The organism is Flavobacterium sp. AC274, from assembly GCF_979258275.1.
In genome coordinates, this window is sequence record NZ_OZ409852.1 from 449,456 (window position 1) to 467,167 (window position 17,712).

The following is a 17,712-nucleotide window of genomic DNA, read 5'->3' on the forward strand; positions in this document are numbered from 1 at the left end:
CTGCAGCAGGATCATCATTAGAACAACTTACAACAATCGCTGCAAGCAAAAACAGTCCTAATTTGAATGCTTTTTTTATAATGGAATTTGATTTTTTCATCTTTTTAGATTTTTATTTTCCTTCTAAAACAACAACTGAAAAAGGAGGAATTGTGATTTCTAATTTTCCCTTTTTGTTTTCGAAACCTTTAAAAACTGTTGGCATAATTTTATTCGGCGTATCAAATGAATTGTAATCCTGAAGTTTTGCCGATGTTAAAACGGTTCCTGTAAAGTTTTTAACCCCAAGATCTTTTAAGTCAATTTCGACTTTGTTTTTATTTTTTGCATCTACATTTACTAATGAAATATGAATTGCTCCATTTTTATCTTTTGAAACTGATGCCGAAATCGCAGGAATTGTTTCTCCATTAAAAGTATAATTTGGAGAATTAAAACTTATCGGCAGCAATTTGGCATCCTGATGAACGCTGTACATTTTCATAACATGATATGTTGGCGTTGTAATCATTTTGGCTTTGTCTGTAAGGATTACGGCTTGCAAAACGTTTACACATTGTGCTAAGTTTGCCATACGAACTCTATCTGCATGATTGTTGAAAATATTTAAAGTTGATCCGGCTAAAACGGCATCTCTCATTGTATTTTGTTGGTATAAAAATCCAGGATTTGTACCTTTTTCTACGTCATACCAGCCTCCCCATTCGTCGACCATCATGGCTACTTTTTTCAGGATCGTATTTATCCATAATGGCAGAATGTTTTGTAACCAATTCTTCCATTTTTAAAGCTGATTTCATGGTTTTAAAATAACCTTCTTCGGTAAAATTAACGGCCTCTCCTTTTTTACCCCAATCGATTACAGCATAATGATGCACGCCTACTCCGCCCAGCATATTTATCGGAATATTTTTCATTAAAACTTCTGTCCAATTATAATCGGCACTGTTTGATCCTGAAGCGATTCTGGTAATTCCGCCCGTATTTTCCCAATCAGACATGAATGTGGCAAATTTGCGGTATTCTCCTGCATAATATTCTGCTGTCATATTTCCTCCGCAACCCCAGGCTTCATTTCCAATTCCCCAGAATTTAACTTTCCATGGCTCAGTTCTTCCGTTCTTTTTACGCAAATCACTCATCGGGCTTTTACCGCTAAAATTGGCGTATTGAACCCAATCAGATAATTCCTGAACGGTTCCGCTTCCTACATTTCCTGATAAATAAGGTTCTGCACCAAGCACTTCACACAAATTAAGGAAATCGTGTGTTCCAAAACTGTTGTCTTCTGTAACGCCGCCCCACCATTGGTTTACGATTGTTGGTCGCTGTTCTTTTGGTCCAATACCATCTTTCCAGTGATAAGTATCTGCAAAACAACCTCCAGGCCATCTTAAATTCGGAATTTTCAAATCTTTTAGAGCAGCAATAATATCATTTCTTACACCCTTCGTATTTGGTATTTTTGAAGTATCTCCAACATAAAATCCTCCGTAAATACAGCGTCCTAAATGTTCAGCAAAATGTCCGTAAATATTTTTATTGATGGTTGGTGCATCTGCATTATTTTTTACGCTTACTACGGTAATTCCGCCTTGAGCGAAACTAAACTGACTACAAATACTAATAAGGAATGTGATTAAAAATGCTTTTTTCATGTGGATAATTATTTATTTATAAGATGATAAAGAGGAAAGGTCGTGAATCTTTCCTCTGAAATTAAAATTTAATACGAAAGTGCCGGCCATCCTGATGACCATGTAAAATATACAATTTCGAGTTTTGGATTTCCGTTATCGGCTCCGTCATAATAATGAACAGCTCCTTTTTGTGTTCCTGTAATTCTGGATAAATGTCCCGGACCAATATAATTTCCTTGTGTTGCCAAAACGGTTGTCCCGCCGCCGTTTCTTAAATTGACTCCGTTTTTATCTGTAAAAGGTCCAAACGGACTTGTTGAACGACCTACTACAATATAATAAGTGCTGTTTACGCCATTGCAGCAAGACCCTCGGTTGACGAACATATAGTAATAATTTCCTTCTTTAATTAAGCAAGGAGCTTCCCACGAAGCACTATTTCCACCTGCTACAATGGTTCTTGTTCCTGTTGGTTTTCCTGTTGAAACATTAATTTGTACTACGCCAATACCTGCATGCCAGGAACCGTAAGCCATATAAACATTGCTTCCATCTACTAAAATTGAAGGATCGATCGCATTTACATCTGAAGCCGATGACGAAGCAACAACAACGCCTCTGTCTGTCCATTTTGTTCCTGCACTTTGTGAAATTGACGGAGCTGTTACCAACCCAATTGCAGAAGTTGCAGACCCAAATGTAGAACAGGAATAATACATATTCCATCTGTTATTAAACCACGCCAAATCCGGCGCCCAAAATGTTTTGGTAAACCCCGGAACATATCCTGTTATCCAGCCTGGTGTTGAAGTAAACACTGAGGTTCCCCATGTCCAGTTGGTTAAATTTGTCGAATATGTCATTGGTATATTATCTCCTGTGGTGAAAACATAATAATTGACACCGCTTTTTATAATCGTACTCGGATCGTGTGACGGAACGTTTCCGCTGACTGTTTTTGCTGTTATATTTTTAACCTCTGAATTTTGAGTTGCAGCACTTGTTTCTTCTGTTGGAGAAACAATGTCTTCATTTTGACAACTTCCTAATAATATTGCGAATAAAACCAAACCTGTTATTGTTTTCATTGTGATATAATTTAAGTTAATGGTTAAATTTAGTTTCCAGTCTCAGTTTGCACGGTACTGAAAACTGTTTTTAATAACTGTCGTTCTGAATTATTCCCGGATTGTTATCCTTTTCCAGTTGTGGAATTGGGAAATATTCTCTTCCTGGCAGGTAAGAATTAAATTCTGCATCTCTAGATTTCAGCCATTCTAATTTTGTGGCATCCTGAAGCCATCCCCAACGACGAATATCATCAAAACGGTGTCCTTCAAGAGGGAATTCTAAAAATCGTTCATGACCAATCTGATCTCTCATTTGATCCTGTGTCATTCCCGGTTTTACAGTAGCCAAATCCGGCAAACCCACTCTGTTTCGTACCATTTGAATATATCCGTAAGCTCCGGGAGTATCTCCTGTTTCGTTTAAACATTCTGCATACATTAAAAGAATATCGGCATAACGCAATAATCGCTCGTTGATTCCGGAACGCCAATCGTATTCGTCTGCAAATTCTCCGTCTGAATTTTGGTATTTTCTACAGAATAAATCGTTTAAATCTGCCGGACTTGAAGCATAAAATACCGCAAAATCTTTACCGTATAATTTGGTTCCCGGTTTGTTATAAAATATCGTAGCATCCAAACGCGGATCGATTGTATTTGCCGTTGTTTTTTCTTCCTGATATTCGTTAAAAGGGCCCATGTTGGCTGTACATCTGTCCACCCAAAGGCTCTTGGTGCATACGTTATGGCTCTTGCCGAAGTTTTTCCCCAACCAGAAGTCGGAGCGCCGCCCCAACCTAATTCAACACCACCGGCGTCTCTGCTAAATTGCACTTCAAAAAGAGATTCTGAATTGTTTTCGTTGGCAGTAGTAAAATTATCACGGTAGTTTGAAACCAGTGAATAAATTCCAAGATCTATAACTTGTTTGAATGTTGTTCTGGCGTTTGTGAAATCTTTGGTAAACAAATAAGCTTTTCCTAAATATCCTAAAGCGGCACCTTTTGTAGCACGTCCTTTTTGGCCTGCATCAAGACCTGAAACACCATCATATGAAGTTGGTAATAATTCGGCCGCCGTTTTAAAATCAGAAATAACCTGCGCCCAGCCTTCTGCCTGTGTTTTTTGTGGATAATAAACAGCTAATTCTGTTGGTAAAGGAACGTTTTTGAACAAGTTTACGGCATGAAACAAGTACAATCCTCTTAAAAAATAGGCTTGTCCTAATATTCTGTTTTTTAATGCTCCGTCTGTAAATGCAATATTCGGCACATTTGTTAAAACCTGATTGGCACGATAAATTCCCTGATAATAGGTTTCAAAAGCCCAGCCGTAAATTGCGGCATCAGCTACATTTGAATTGAAATGTCCCACATTATACATCGATGCCCACGGACTATTTGTACGGGCATCATCTGCTTTTGCATCTAATAAAAGCGGTGTACTGCGCATGTAAGTTCCGTCTGTTAGTAAACTTCCGTAAGCGGCGTTTACTCCTTCCAGCGCATCCTGATCTGTTTTCCAGAATGAATCTACTGCATCATTAGTTGGATCAAGCTGTACTAAATCTTCATTTTCAACACAGCCGGTTGTAAGCATAGCAAGTGAAAAGAAAACAGCTATATAGTTATATATATTATATTTCATTTTAATACGTTTTAAATTGGTTAAATCAGTTTAGAAACTTACCTCTACTCCTAAAGAAATTGTTCTTGGATTTGGAAAAGATCCTCCATCATATCCTCTTGACAGTAATCCTTCGCTATTAAAATCAGGATCATAACCTTTATATTTTGAAATGGTCAGCAAATTTTGACCGTTGATATAAACTTTGGCTTTTTGAATAAATTTATCATTCAAAGGAATGTTAAATCCAATTTCCATCGTTTGTAGTCTCACATAGTCACCACTTTCTATAAATCTGTTGGAGTCTCTGGCATTTCCGTTTGGATCGCCAATTACAGGAGCGGGAATATTAGTATTGGTATTGGTAGGTGTCCAGTAATTTAATTCATCTACATGATGATTGGTGTATTGTCCTATCATTAAATTACGATACATGGCATTAAAAACCTTGTTTCCGCCACTTCCCTGCCAAAACATCGAGAAATCAAAGTTTGAATACGAAGCGCTAAAATTTAAACCAAAACCATATTTAGGAATTGATACTCCCTGAAAAGTTCTGTCGGCATCGGTAATAATTCCATCATTATTTACATCTCTAAATTTGATATCTCCGGGTGCTGCTCCGGTTTGGGTTGGAGAAGATGTTACTTCGGCTGCATTTTGAAAAATTCCAATAGCTTCCCAGGCAAAAAGTTCTCCCACAGATCTTCCTACTTCTGTTTTTGAAACCGCTCCATAAAGCGGGTTTCCATTAACTCCAATTTTGGTCACTTCATTTTTCAATGTTCCGAAATTGGCCGATATATCATATTTAAATTTATGGTGATGATTACTGTATGATGCTGTAAACTCCAAACCATGATTTTTCATATCTCCTGCATTGGTAAAAATATCTGCCGGAAAAGCTCCTGTAGAAAAAGGCAAAGGCACTCTAACTAAAATATCTGTAACTTTTTTTGTAAAATACTCTGCTGTAAATTGTAAGTCGTTATCAAGAAAACCTAACTCCAATGCAACGTTGGCGCTGCTTGTTTTTTCCCATTTTACATTCGGGTCCAGTGCTGCAACTACGGTTGTTCCGGGAGCAAGCTCATTATTAAAATCATACCCTGCGAAACTGTTTACTGTTGAAGCAAAAAAGTATTGCGGAATTGTATTATTACCCAATGTTCCATAACCTCCTCTAAGTTTAATGTTACTGATCCAGTCTGGTAATTTTAAAAACTTTTCGTTGCTAATTTTCCATCCTCCTGAAAAGGAATAGAAATTTGCCGAATTATTTTTTTCGCTAAAAAGCGATGTTTTATCCTGTCTGAAATTTGCCTGAAGCAAATACCTGTCATCATAAGAATAATTTAATCTGCTGATATACGATATTCCGGTAATTGTAAATTTAGTTTCTCCCGCGTCTCTCGAATCCGCATATTGAAGCATACTAATTTCACCAGGCTCGTATCCTACACCTTTTGACCAATGGTTGTAATTATCTCTTCTTTCCTGAATCCATCCTGCCAAAGCTTCGATTTTGTGCTTACCAAGCGAAACTTCGTACGTTAATATATTGTTCATGAAAGTTCTCAACTCATTTCCATTGGCAACATCTAAAGAAGCTTCATCATTTGTTGTAATATAATACCATCCTAAATCGCTTGGCGGAATAAATTTTCTGTTTTCCCAATCGGTTCTGTCATAACTTACATCGAGTTTGTATTTAAGACCTTTTACAATTTCAACTTCACCCCAGATATCACCAATAAAGCGATTTCTTTTTCCGGTATTTTCAATCAAATTATTATACCCAATTGGATTCATCGAAATTGCTCTTTGCGTCAGGTTATCTGTACCTCCGTAACCACCCAGTCTGTTAGAATCATATACAGGCATTGTTGGTATAGCGCCCAATAAATCACTAATAGCTGTTTGACCAGCATTATATTCGTTAAAAATTTCTTTATCAGATTGTGTATAGGCGATTTTTGCCCCGTATTTGAATTTTCCTTTTTTACCGTTTAGATTTAAATTGGTAGACAGTCTTTCATAATCTTGCGGCGTTTTGAAGTAACTGGTGTTTTTAAAATAATCAACATTAAAACTGTACATTATACTTTCGGCTCCTCCACCAAATGTAAGAGTCTGATTTTGTACAACTCCGGTTTGTAAACCTTCTTTTTGCCAGTCGGTATCGACATTTGAAATATAAGAAGGACTTGCCGGATTATTTCCCGGAGCAATACTTACCGCAACTCCGGCTCTAAGATCTCTGTTTCTTTCTGCTTCGTTAGTAATCGTTTGATATCCTACACGATCTGTTACATCCCATTTTTTTGCCACATCCTGAAGCCCGACAATAGATTTAAATTTGATATCCATTCTGCCGGATTTTCCTTTTTTTGTGGTAATAATTACAACTCCGTTTGCTCCACGAACACCATAAATCGCTGCCGAAGAAGCATCTTTTAAAACCTGCATCGACTCTATTTCTCCCGGTGCAAAATCGTATGGAGCATCAACCATAATTCCGTCAATAACAAAAAGAGGATTATTATTGGTAAATGAAGTTATACCTCTAATTTTTACATTGACAAAACCACCAGGTTCTCCTGATGATTGTACCGTAACTCCCGGTACCTGACCCTGCAGCATTTTTGCAGCATCATAAGTTACCGTTTTTTTAGCCGATTCCAGGTTGACAACACTTACAGATCCCGTAAGATCTGATTTCTTTTGCGTTCCATACCCAATAACTACGACTTCGTTTAATTTGTTGGTATCTTCAGTAAGCGCCGCATCAATTTTTGACTGACCGCCTACCGCTATCTCTTTGTTTTGAAATCCTATAAATGAAAAAACTAAAACATCATTTTGAGATGCCTTAATAATATATTCTCCATCAAATCCAGTTACAGCAACTGTTTTTGTTCCTTTTATCATAATGTTCACGCCCGGCAAAGGCAAATTGTCTTGTGCCGAAGTAACAATTCCTTTAATTTCTTTGCCTTGAGCAGACAATTGATTAGCAGAAAATAGCAGCATTAATACTGCTAAAAGCCATTCTTTTTTTGGCAATAAATAATTGCAATACAACAATAATTTGTGGTTTGACATACTGGTTAATTTTAAGGTTGGTTAGTGTGGTTATTATAAGTGTTAATCTTACATTTGTAAATTTAAATAAAAAAAGAGTGAAAAACAAATTAATATCATAAAAAAAATAGTGAAAAAAATATATCTCATAATTTAAGTGTGAAATAAACATTTAAAAAATTAACATTATTTTTAAAAAAGAAACGTTTTTTGAATGTTAATTGTGTAAAATATACACTTTTTACTAAAAAGCGCTTTTTTAATCAAAAAAACGGCAGTAAAAAAAGATTTATGAATGCGCTGTTTTTTAAGTATTTAAAATGAAAAAAATATTATTTTTGTAAATAAAAACTTATTTTAAGTGTGTTAGTTTTTTCATTTTAATTGAGTTTTTTTCAAAAAAGCGTCCTGTAACTATCCTGTTTTTGTCCTAAAAGAACCATAAAAAGGAAATTTGAATGCTCTTTTTTACTAAAAGTCAGTTTTTTAACTCTATTTTTGACTCATAGATTATGTAAGTGTAAAATCTACATTAATAAAATTATGAAACCTATGAGGAAGTTTATATATTTACCAATAAATTATAGAATATGCTAAACAGTTATAGCTCTGCAGATAAGGTTTTATTAGCAGTAGATTGTATCATTTTTGGATTTGATCATCAGGGATTGAAAATTCTTCTTATCCAAAGGGACTTTGAACCTGAAAAGGGAAAATGGTCCTTAATTGGTGGTTTTTTAAAACGCGATGAAGTATTAGATAACGCTGCCATCAGAATTTTGAATACTTATACGGGATTGAATGATATATATATGGAGCAGCTGTATGCATATAGCGAAATCGATCGTGACCCGGTCGAAAGAACTATTTCAGTTTCTTATTATGCATTGATTAATATTGAAAATCACAATACTGAGCTTATTAAAAATTACCATGCAGAATGGTTTCCTATTGCTGAAGCACCAAATTTAATTTTCGACCACAATGAAATGGTAAAAAATGCCATTAGAAGATTACGTTACAGAACTTCGATTAAACCAATTGGATTTGAATTGCTGCCTGAAAAATTCACGATGCGACAATTACTGGAATTATATGAAGCCATTTTGAGTAAGGAATTAGATAAACGAAACTTCATCAGCAAAATCAATTCTCTGGAAATCCTGAATAAACTAGACGAAAAAGATATGCAGTCTTCCCGAAAAGGATCTTATCTCTACACTTTCAACAAAGAAAAATACGAGGAGAAGCTATTGAACGATTTTGTTCTGAACTTATAAAAAAGTGAAAAAAATACCTTAAAAAAACAAACCCTGAAAGCTACAATCTTTCAGGGTTTTTTCCTTCAATAAAACTACTAATTAAAAAACTAACAAATTATTTTTCTTTTTAATCCACATTAACAAAAAATAAGTGTAGAATTTACATTTACAAATGTATATAAAATAATTCTATTAAAACAATAAATTGTTTTTTAATTAAAAGCTTACTGATTTATTAAACAAAACTTGTTTGTACTGTGAAATAAAACATGAATTTCACTAATTATCACGAATTTTTGTTTGTGTAATTAATTTCACAAGCAAAGCCAGCGATTGGAATTTGTGTAAATTAGTGAAATTCGTGTTATTAAAAATCATAATGAGTTTCGCATAATCAACGAAGATTTATTTTCTATTTGTTCTCTTTTTCCTTTTAAAACCATTTCTGCCAAAATTTTTCCCATGGCTTCAAAATGAGTTGAAATCGTGGTAATTCCGTTTGCTACAATTTTTTTAAGCGGTGTTTCATTATAGGAAATAATTCCAAAATCATTTCCCAATTTCAGGTTTTGATCCCTGGCATTTTCGATTACGCGAACCAAATCTCTGTCATTCGGAATAATGTAAAGATCCCCAATCGTAATTTCTCTGTTTGTAAATTCGGTTATTATTTCAGATTCAAAATCATATTCGGTACAAAAATCCTCAAAGCCAATTTTCATTCCCAATGGTTCTCTAAATCCCGGAAAAATCAAAATCAGTTTTTTGTATTTATTCAATCTTGATTTTCCTTTTACCAAACCTTCAAAAATATCTTTTTGATGATTTTGATAAATAGCAGGATATATTTTTAAATCCGGATTGGTTTGATCGAGTATAATTACGTCACCTACTGGTAGGGTTTTTATCGAATAAGCTATATCGATTAAGTTGGTAGGCATGATAATGTATTTCGTGTAATTGCCGTTGCTGTCGTTTATAAGCTTTTGAAAAACCGGAACATTAAAATGATGAAAGAAAATATCGACCTGAACATTTTTTCCGATGCTTTTTAAAAACGAATTATAGATATCTTCCTTGAAACTGTTTAACTCATCAAAAAGCAAAAAAATCTTCTGTTTTATAGTGATTTCAACGCTTTTAACGTAATAACCTTTTCCGGGAATGGCATAAATGATACCTCTTTTTTTGAGTTCATCATAACCTAATAAAACTGTATCACGAGATAAATTAAAAGCCAGACAAACTTTATTTACCGACGGCAGGCGATCGCCTTTTACCAGTTTTTCTTCTTCAATCGCTTTTTCAATTGAAAGAATAATCTGTTTATATTTTGGAAGGCCGAGATTATTTTGAATAGAAATTATATTCATAAAAAAAGAATTTTTGTGCAATATACTAAAAACTGGTAGGTACTGGTATGTAAAATTTTAAAATGTTTCTATTTTTGGATTTCATTTTTAATAATTTTTCAATGGAATTAAAACACATATCGCATTTAATCGATGTATCTTCAGCTAAATTGTTTGGTTTAATGCCTGACGGAGAGAAGATTTATTCTTTTGAATTATCAAATGAAAACGGAATGAAAGTACAAATCATCAATTATGGTGCAACCGTTACTTCATTACAAATTCCTCTTGAAAACGGAAAACTCGCAGATGTGGTTTTGGGCTTTGATAATCTGGAGGCTTATCTTGAATCTTATAATTTGCCGAGCGCACCTTATTTCGGAACTACCGTTGGCCGATATGCCGGAAGAATCAATAAAGGAAATTTTACTTTAAATGATACCACTTTTCAATTGGCCGGAAATAACAACGGAAATACTTTGCACGGTGGAAATGAAGGTTTTGGAAAAAAAGTATGGTCTTTTACTAATTTAACACATGGTAAAAATCCATCTATAACGCTGCGTTTGTTAAGTGAAAATTTAGACGAAAATTTTCCCGGAGAATTACAAGTCGGCTTAACTTATACATTAACCGAAGAAAACGAATTGACGTTAGAATATAAGGCAATAACTACAGAAGATACAATTATAAACCTGACACATCATAGTTATTTTAACCTCAACGGTCATGATTCTTCAGTTCTGGATCAGGAAATGTTTGTCAATTCTGATAAAATTTTAGAGACAAAACCTGATAATATTCCTTCTGGAAAATTCACTGCTCTTTCTGGTCATGCTTTTGATTTCAGATCTTCAAAAAAATGTCCGGCCGTTATTGATAATTCATTTGTAATTGAATCTAAAAATGAAATTGCTGCAACATTATTCAGCACAAAAAACAATCTAAAAATGAATGTGTTTACAGATCAGCCAAGTGTGCATGTGTATGTAGGCGGAAATTGTTTTGATACTTTGAAAGGAAAAGAAAACGCAGATTATCATCCGTCAAGCGGAATTTGTTTTGAAACGCAGAATTTTCCGGATGCGCCAAATCATGCTCATTTTCCGAATTCGGTTTTGAAAAAAGGAGAACAATATCATCAAAAAACAGTTTATCAGTTTCAGAAAATAAGCTAGAAATCATAAAAAAACAATATTTTATTTATTACCCAATGAATGACATTTTAATACAAAACACAACCGCCTTTTTTGAGAAAACGTTTGGATCTGCTCCTCAAAAAATTGTACTTTCTCCAGGCAGAATTAATATTATCGGAGAACACGTAGATTACAACGATGGTTATGTTTTACCTGCCGCTATTGACAAAATAATTTGTTTTGCATTCGAAAAAAGCAATTCTTCAAAATCAAAAGTAATTGCAATAGATTTAAACGAAGAATTCGAAATTGATTTAACTCAGGAAATTCAATTAAGCGATGTGGTCTGGACCAATTATATTCGTGGTGTTATTAAGCAGTTGCAGGATAATGGTTTTTCATTTGAAGGTTTTAATTGTGTTTTTAGCAGTAATATTCCTGTTGGTTCGGGGTTATCTTCTTCTGCGGCTTTAGAATGCGGAATGCTTTTCGGAATAAAAGAACTTTACAATCTTACTATTAATAAGGTTGATATTGCTTTGATGGGACAAAAAGCAGAACATTGGGTGGGAATCAATTGCGGAATTATGGATCAGTTTTCGAGCGTACACGGTCTTGAAAATAAGGTTATAAAACTAGATTGCAATACACTTGAATTTGAATATCACGATGCCAATTTCAAAGATTATTCATTGGTTTTATTTGACAGTAATGTAAAACATTCGCTTTTTACATCAGAATACAACACAAGAAGAGTTGAATGTGAAGAAGGTTTATCCATCATAAAAAATAATTTTCCTGAAGTAAAAAGTTTCAGGGATTGTACAGAAGAGCAGATTTTGAGCATTCGCGACAAAATGAATGAAACTGTTTTTAAAAGAGTTCATTTTGTGGTTAAAGAAATTAAGCGTGTTACCAAAGCCTGCGAAGCGCTGGACAACGGAAATATAGAACTTTTAGGACAATTGCTTTTTGAAACGCATTATGGTCTGTCTCAGGAATATGCAGTAAGCTGTGAAGAGCTGGATATGCTTGTAGATACTGCAAAAGCAGACGATAACGTGATTGGTTCGAGGTTAATGGGAGGTGGTTTTGGTGGCTGTACTATAAATTTAATAAAAAAAGGTCACGAAAATGAGGTAAAAAATAAGTTTGCAAATCTTTATTTAGATATATTTGGTATCGAACTAAAATTTTACGATGTAAAAATCGCAAACGGAACAACACTACTTTAATACCACAACAATGAAAAATTTTGACATTAACGAAGACCCGCACAGACGTTACAACCCTTTAATTAATGAATGGGTTTTAGTTTCACCTCATCGCGCAAAACGTCCATGGCAAGGACAAAATGAAACAGTAGCAACAGAAGCATTGCCAAAATACGATTCAACCTGTTATTTATGCCCCGGAAATGTTCGTGCAAACGGGGTGAGCAATCCAGACTACAAAGACAGTTTTGTATTTGAAAATGATTTTGCCGCAATGAAACAGGATGAAATTATTTTTGAAGAAGATATTAAACACACCTTTTTTAAAGCACAGCCTGAGCGCGGAATTTCGAGAGTGGTTTGTTTTTCACCAAGACACGACCTTACGTTGCCGGAAATGAGTATTAATGAAATTGAAAACATCATTAAAACATGGCAAAAAGAATACACAGATTTAGGAAATATCAAATACATTAATCACGTTCAGATTTTTGAAAATAAAGGAAGTGTTATGGGTTGCAGTAACCCGCATCCGCATGGACAAATTTGGGCGCAGTCATCATTGCCAACTCAGGTTGAAAAAACACATAACAGTTTAAAAGCATATTACGATAAAAATCAGAAAACATTACTCTCCGATTACCTTCAGGCCGAATTAAGATCCGGCGAAAGAATTGTTATTGAAAATGATCATTTTGTGGCTTTGGTTCCGTTTTGGGCAATCTGGCCATATGAAACAATGATTATCAGCAAAAGATCTTTTGGTAAAATCACTGATCTTACAGAAGAGGAAACTCTTGCTTATGCTACAATTCTAAAAGAATTAACTACAAAATACGACAATTTATTCAACACATCTTTTCCTTATTCATCAGGAATACATCAGGCACCAACCGATGGTTTCGAGCATCCTGAATGGCATTTTCACATGCATTTTTATCCGCCTTTGCTACGATCTGCAAGCGTAAAAAAATTCATGGTTGGCTACGAAATGCTGGGCGAATCACAGCGAGATATTACTCCCGAAAAAAGTGCCGAAATTTTAAGAGAATTATCAACTGTACATTATAAAAACAAAGAAAAAAGCCGCTTTGAAGAAGCATAAGTAAATAAAATAAATTTAACACAATTATGTTCTGTATAAATGTAAAAAACACATTTGTTTTTGGCAGATATCTGGATTTTTATTTTACTTTTGGCTTTCGTTCTTTTTTTCATAAAAAAATAAGAGAATAAAAACACATATCATATTTAAAATTGAATTAAACAATAAAAAAACCAGTTTTAGAAATTAAACTTTTTAAAACAAATTAAACAAACAATCACCCTATACTAATTTTTAAAAGACTACTAACAATGAACCAGAACCTTGCTTTCGCAGATTATGCGGTATTTATTATCTACTTTATCGTAGTATCGGTCTACGGTTATACAATTTACCATAAACGTAAAAAAGACGAACAAGATGCTAAAGCTTATTTTTTGGCTGAAGGAAATTTAACCTGGTGGGCTATTGGTGCATCTTTAATCGCCTCAAATATTTCGGCAGAACAATTCATCGGGATGAGTGGTGAAGGTTTCTTTTTAGGAATTGCCGTTGCTGCTTATGAGTGGCTGGCTGCTGTTGCCTTAATTATTGTTGCCGTTTGGTTTATTCCTGTATATCTTAAAAATAAGATTTATACGATGCCACAATTTTTAAAAACACGTTATAACGAATCGACTGCATTGATTATGGCCGTTTTCTGGTTGTTTTTGTATGTTTTTGTAAATTTAACTTCGATATTATATTTAGGAGCTGTTGCTATTAATGGTCTTGCCGGAGGAGAATATCTTCATGTTATTATGGTTGGATTGGCTTTATTTGCATTGCTTATTTCTCTTGGAGGAATGAAAGTTGTGGCTTATACTGACGTTATTCAGGTTGCTGTTTTAATTATCGGAGGTTTGGTAACTTCTTATATCGCACTTACAACTGTTGGACAATATTTTGGCGTAGGCGAAAATGCAATTGCAGGTTTTAAAGTTTTAATGAGAGAAGCTCCTGAGCATTTCAAAATGATAATTCCAAAACCAAATGCAACGTCATCTCAACTTGAAATCGACAAATATTTAACTTTCCCGGGTTTGATGTCTTATGTTGCCGGTATCTGGATCATCAACTTAAACTATTGGGGATGTAACCAATACATTACGCAAAGAGCTCTTGGTGCCGATTTACAAACTGCACGTACAGGTATCTTATTTGCAGGTATGCTAAAATTATTAATGCCATTAATCGTAATGTTGCCTGGTATTGCTGCTTTCGTTTTATACCAAAACGGACATTTACCTCAATTGGTTGGAGGAAAAGACGGCGCTTATTCTGCTGTATTAACGTTCTTGCCAACAGGTTTAAAAGGACTTTCTGTTGCGGCATTAACGGCTGCAATTGTGGCTTCATTGGCTGGAAAAGTAAACAGTATCTCTACAATTTATACATTAGATATTCATAAAAAATATATTCAAAAAGAAGCTGGCGAAAAACAACAGGTAAATATTGGTAGAATTGCCGTTTTTGCTGCAATGCTTTTAGCAGTATTATTTACATGGAATGATATTTTAGGAATTGGCGGAGTTGGTGGATTCACTTATATCCAAAAATACACCGGATTTATTAGCCCTGGAGTTTTTGCTATGTTTTTCCTTGGTATGTTCTGGAAAAGAACAACCGGAACTGCTGCAATTGTGGGTGTAATTTTAGGATTTGTTTTATCAGTATTATTCAATGAATATGCTCCAATGTTATTTGGAAACGATACATTATTATATACAGCTTATCCTAACGGAAAAGGAGCTTTCGAAATTCCATTCCATATTTGTATGGGATTATCATTCTTCTTTACCATGTTGGCGATGATTTTGATTAGTTTCGCGGGTCCAAAAGTAAATCCTAAAGCGTTTGAAATTGACTCTGAAATGTTTAAAGTAAAACCACAAACTACAGTTTTAATCGTAATTACATTATTGATTATTGTGGCTTTGTATGTTAAATTCTGGTAGTATAATTTTTTACTATATTATTTTTTGAAGTATAAAAAGACTGTCTGTAAACGACAGTCTTTTTTTTGTAAATTACTCGTTCAGATACCTTATTTGAATAATCTAACTTTTCTACTATATATTATGACCACACAAAAATTCTGTTTAGCCTTAGATTTAAAAGATAATTCTAATTTAATTGAAGAATATAAAACACTCCATAAAAACATCTGGCCAGAAATTACAGAAAGCATCAAAAGCACTGGAATATCTGTTCTTGACATTTACTGCACAGGAAACAGACTCTTTATGATTATTGAAGCCGACGCTGATTTTTCATTCGAAAAAAAATCAAAATCAGATGCTGCAAACCCAAAAGTTCAGGAATGGGAAAACTTAATGTGGAAATTTCAGCAAGCTTTACCGTGGGCAAAACCGGGTGAGAAATGGGTTTTGATGGAGAAAATATTTGAGTTGAAATAATTGAAAACTCTTTTAAATTAATCTTTAAGGCCTTTATTATTTTGCTAATTATTCATTTTTAAATAATTAGCAAAATTGACGCGATATATAATAATAAATTAAATATTTAACAATTGGTTTTGATTACTTTCGTTTATTAAAAAATCTCGGTTGTAATAATAAAAACTAAATAAATATGATAAAAAAATTACTTTTTACTGTATTGCTTTCATTATACATTTTGTACGGATATTCTCAAAAAGAATTATCAAACGACTATAAATATGATGTTAGTAGTCCTTATAAATCAGCAGATGGATATTTCAGAAAATACTTTCTTAAAGGAAATGAAATAATGTCGGTCATAACTGATTCAAGAGATAGTTATATAAAGAAATTCAATGTCGATAAGCTTGAACTTATTTCTGAAAAAAATACGAAAAATATTTTTCAAAAGATGTATCACTTGAATGCGTCAAAGAAATAAACGATAGTTTTTTCCTCTTTTATAGTATCCCAGACAAACACTCAGAAAAGCTATTTGCTCAGGAAATAGATTTTATTAAAGGGGAATTTAAAGGTAATGCAAAACTATTAATAACAGTTGATGATAATGTAGAGTTTAACGATTCCTATCTACTCCAAGAAGAAGGTTATAAAAGATTTCAAATTTCCCCTACTCTTGACAAAAAATCTTGTCTAATACAATATACTAGAATTCCAGAGAAAAAAATGATAAAAAAAGTTTTGACGTTATTGGTTTATATTCCTTTGATGGAAATTTGAACACAATATTGAACAAAGAAATTACAATGCCTTATACGAAACGCCGAATAGAAAATTTGGACTTTCAAATTGACAAAGAGGGCAATTTTTATATGTTAAACAAAATTTATCATGATAACAGCAATAATGATAAAAAAAGCAAAAATGATACTGTTGCAAACTCCCATATTGAATTGTTTACTTTTAAACCTAATTCTGATAAAATAGATATTACAAAAATTGAAAACAAAGACAAATTTATTACCAGCCTTTCTTTATTTAATTTACCAAACGGAAATATAATGTTAGGTGGTTATTATAACAATGGAAAGAACGAATATTATGGTAAAAATAGCGATGGAATAATCTTGATTAAAATGAAAGAGGACAGGAGCTTTTCTAGTCAACTTACTTATGAAATACCTTTAGATATAATCAATGAATTTGTAACCGAAAAAGAACAGAGGAAAAACGATAGAAAAGAAGAAAATGGAGAAGGTGCTAAGATTGCCGATTTAAAATTAACTGATCTTGATCTTCGTAAAGATGGAAGTATTCTTTTAGTTGGAGAACAACAACATCAGCTTATAACTACAACAACCAGCACATCTGGCACTTCAATTCACTCTTACTTTAATAATATTATTGTAACAAAGATTAATCCAGATGGAACATTAGGATGGATGAAAAAAATTCCAAAAAATCAGAGAGGTGGAATCAGTAGAGGTGGAATGTCTTATAAATACTTTAACACAGAAACCGATAATTTTTTTGTCTTTTTAGACAATGTGAAAAATATTAATCTTCCTTTTAATAAAACTCCCGCATTACATTCTGATAACAATGGTGGATATTTAACAGCTGTTAAAATTAAGGACAACAATGGAGAAATCTCAAAAGGTTCAATCTTAAATTCACTTGAAGTAAAAGACTTTGAAACATTTCAATTTGCAACAAATCGTGTGATAAAAACTAGTAATAGCTCCTTTATTTTTGAAGCGTACAAAAAGAAAAAAGAAGATATTATGATAAAAGTTACTTTAAAATAAAGACCCAATAGTTTTAAATAAACAAAAA

At 33.5% G+C, this 17,712-nt stretch carries 13 protein-coding genes and 1 pseudogene; 8 read left to right on the forward strand and 6 right to left on the reverse strand.

Annotation, left to right across the window (positions count from 1 at the left end; all coding sequences use genetic code 11):
- Positions 1–112: 112 nt before the first annotated feature.
- The 5 genes and pseudogenes from ACZZZT_RS02010 to ACZZZT_RS02030 form a co-directional block, all read right to left on the reverse strand.
- A pseudogene (locus ACZZZT_RS02010) lies at positions 113–1,658 on the reverse strand (alpha-N-arabinofuranosidase).
- A gap of 68 nt (positions 1,659–1,726) precedes the next feature.
- Entirely contained in the window at positions 1,727–2,728 is a 1,002-nt protein-coding gene (locus ACZZZT_RS02015; RefSeq protein WP_463459258.1) for an arabinan endo-1,5-alpha-L-arabinosidase, read from the reverse strand.
- Positions 2,729–2,798: 70 nt separating this feature from the next.
- The gene (locus tag ACZZZT_RS02020) at positions 2,799–3,350 is read right to left on the reverse strand and encodes a RagB/SusD family nutrient uptake outer membrane protein (RefSeq protein ID WP_463459259.1); all 552 of its coding nucleotides are present in this window, start codon (positions 3,348–3,350) and stop codon (positions 2,799–2,801) included.
- Positions 3,260–4,357 (reverse strand): RagB/SusD family nutrient uptake outer membrane protein, encoded by a 1,098-nt coding sequence (locus ACZZZT_RS02025; RefSeq protein ID WP_463459260.1) that lies wholly within the window; start codon positions 4,355–4,357, stop codon positions 3,260–3,262. Before ACZZZT_RS02025 ends, ACZZZT_RS02020 begins: the two co-directional genes overlap by 91 nt.
- A 30-nt stretch (positions 4,358–4,387) precedes the next feature.
- The gene (locus ACZZZT_RS02030) at positions 4,388–7,441 is read right to left on the reverse strand and encodes a SusC/RagA family TonB-linked outer membrane protein (RefSeq protein ID WP_463459261.1); all 3,054 of its coding nucleotides are present in this window, start codon (positions 7,439–7,441) and stop codon (positions 4,388–4,390) included.
- A gap of 569 nt (positions 7,442–8,010) precedes the next feature.
- Between ACZZZT_RS02030 and ACZZZT_RS02035 the strand changes: the two genes are divergently transcribed.
- A complete protein-coding gene (locus tag ACZZZT_RS02035) occupies positions 8,011–8,700 on the forward strand; it encodes an NUDIX hydrolase (protein ID WP_042564814.1) in 690 nt (229 codons plus the stop codon).
- A 356-nt stretch (positions 8,701–9,056) separates the two neighbouring features.
- On the opposite strand, the gene ACZZZT_RS02040 is transcribed toward ACZZZT_RS02035, so the two are convergent.
- The gene (locus ACZZZT_RS02040) at positions 9,057–10,055 is read right to left on the reverse strand and encodes a GntR family transcriptional regulator (RefSeq protein ID WP_463459262.1); all 999 of its coding nucleotides are present in this window, start codon (positions 10,053–10,055) and stop codon (positions 9,057–9,059) included.
- A gap of 101 nt (positions 10,056–10,156) precedes the next feature.
- On the opposite strand from ACZZZT_RS02040, the gene ACZZZT_RS02045 reads away from it, so the two are divergent.
- The 7 genes from ACZZZT_RS02045 to ACZZZT_RS02075 all read left to right on the forward strand — a co-directional run bounded on the left by ACZZZT_RS02045 (position 10,157) and on the right by ACZZZT_RS02075 (position 17,684).
- Positions 10,157–11,212 carry an aldose epimerase family protein gene (locus ACZZZT_RS02045; protein ID WP_463459263.1) on the forward strand — a complete coding sequence of 352 codons (1,056 nt, stop codon included), beginning with the start codon at positions 10,157–10,159 and terminating at the stop codon, positions 11,210–11,212.
- A gap of 35 nt (positions 11,213–11,247) precedes the next feature.
- Positions 11,248–12,408, forward strand: coding sequence for a galactokinase (galK, locus tag ACZZZT_RS02050; protein ID WP_463459264.1), 1,161 nt, complete (start codon positions 11,248–11,250; stop codon positions 12,406–12,408).
- 10 nt (positions 12,409–12,418) lie between these two features.
- On the forward strand, positions 12,419–13,492 hold the full coding sequence (locus ACZZZT_RS02055; protein ID WP_073394512.1) for a UDP-glucose--hexose-1-phosphate uridylyltransferase: 1,074 nt from the start codon (positions 12,419–12,421) through the stop codon (positions 13,490–13,492).
- A 251-nt stretch (positions 13,493–13,743) separates the two neighbouring features.
- Positions 13,744–15,429, forward strand: a complete 1,686-nt coding sequence (locus tag ACZZZT_RS02060; protein WP_463459265.1) for a sodium/sugar symporter — start codon at positions 13,744–13,746, stop codon at positions 15,427–15,429.
- 123 nt (positions 15,430–15,552) lie between these two features.
- The gene (locus tag ACZZZT_RS02065; RefSeq protein ID WP_463459266.1) at positions 15,553–15,891 is read left to right on the forward strand and encodes an L-rhamnose mutarotase; all 339 of its coding nucleotides are present in this window, start codon (positions 15,553–15,555) and stop codon (positions 15,889–15,891) included.
- A gap of 175 nt (positions 15,892–16,066) precedes the next feature.
- Complete coding sequence (locus ACZZZT_RS02070) at positions 16,067–16,357, forward strand: hypothetical protein (RefSeq protein ID WP_463459267.1); 291 nt, start codon at positions 16,067–16,069, stop codon at positions 16,355–16,357.
- A gap of 307 nt (positions 16,358–16,664) precedes the next feature.
- Positions 16,665–17,684, forward strand: coding sequence for a hypothetical protein (locus ACZZZT_RS02075; RefSeq protein ID WP_463459268.1), 1,020 nt, complete (start codon positions 16,665–16,667; stop codon positions 17,682–17,684).
- The last annotated feature ends 28 nt before the right edge of the window (positions 17,685–17,712 follow it).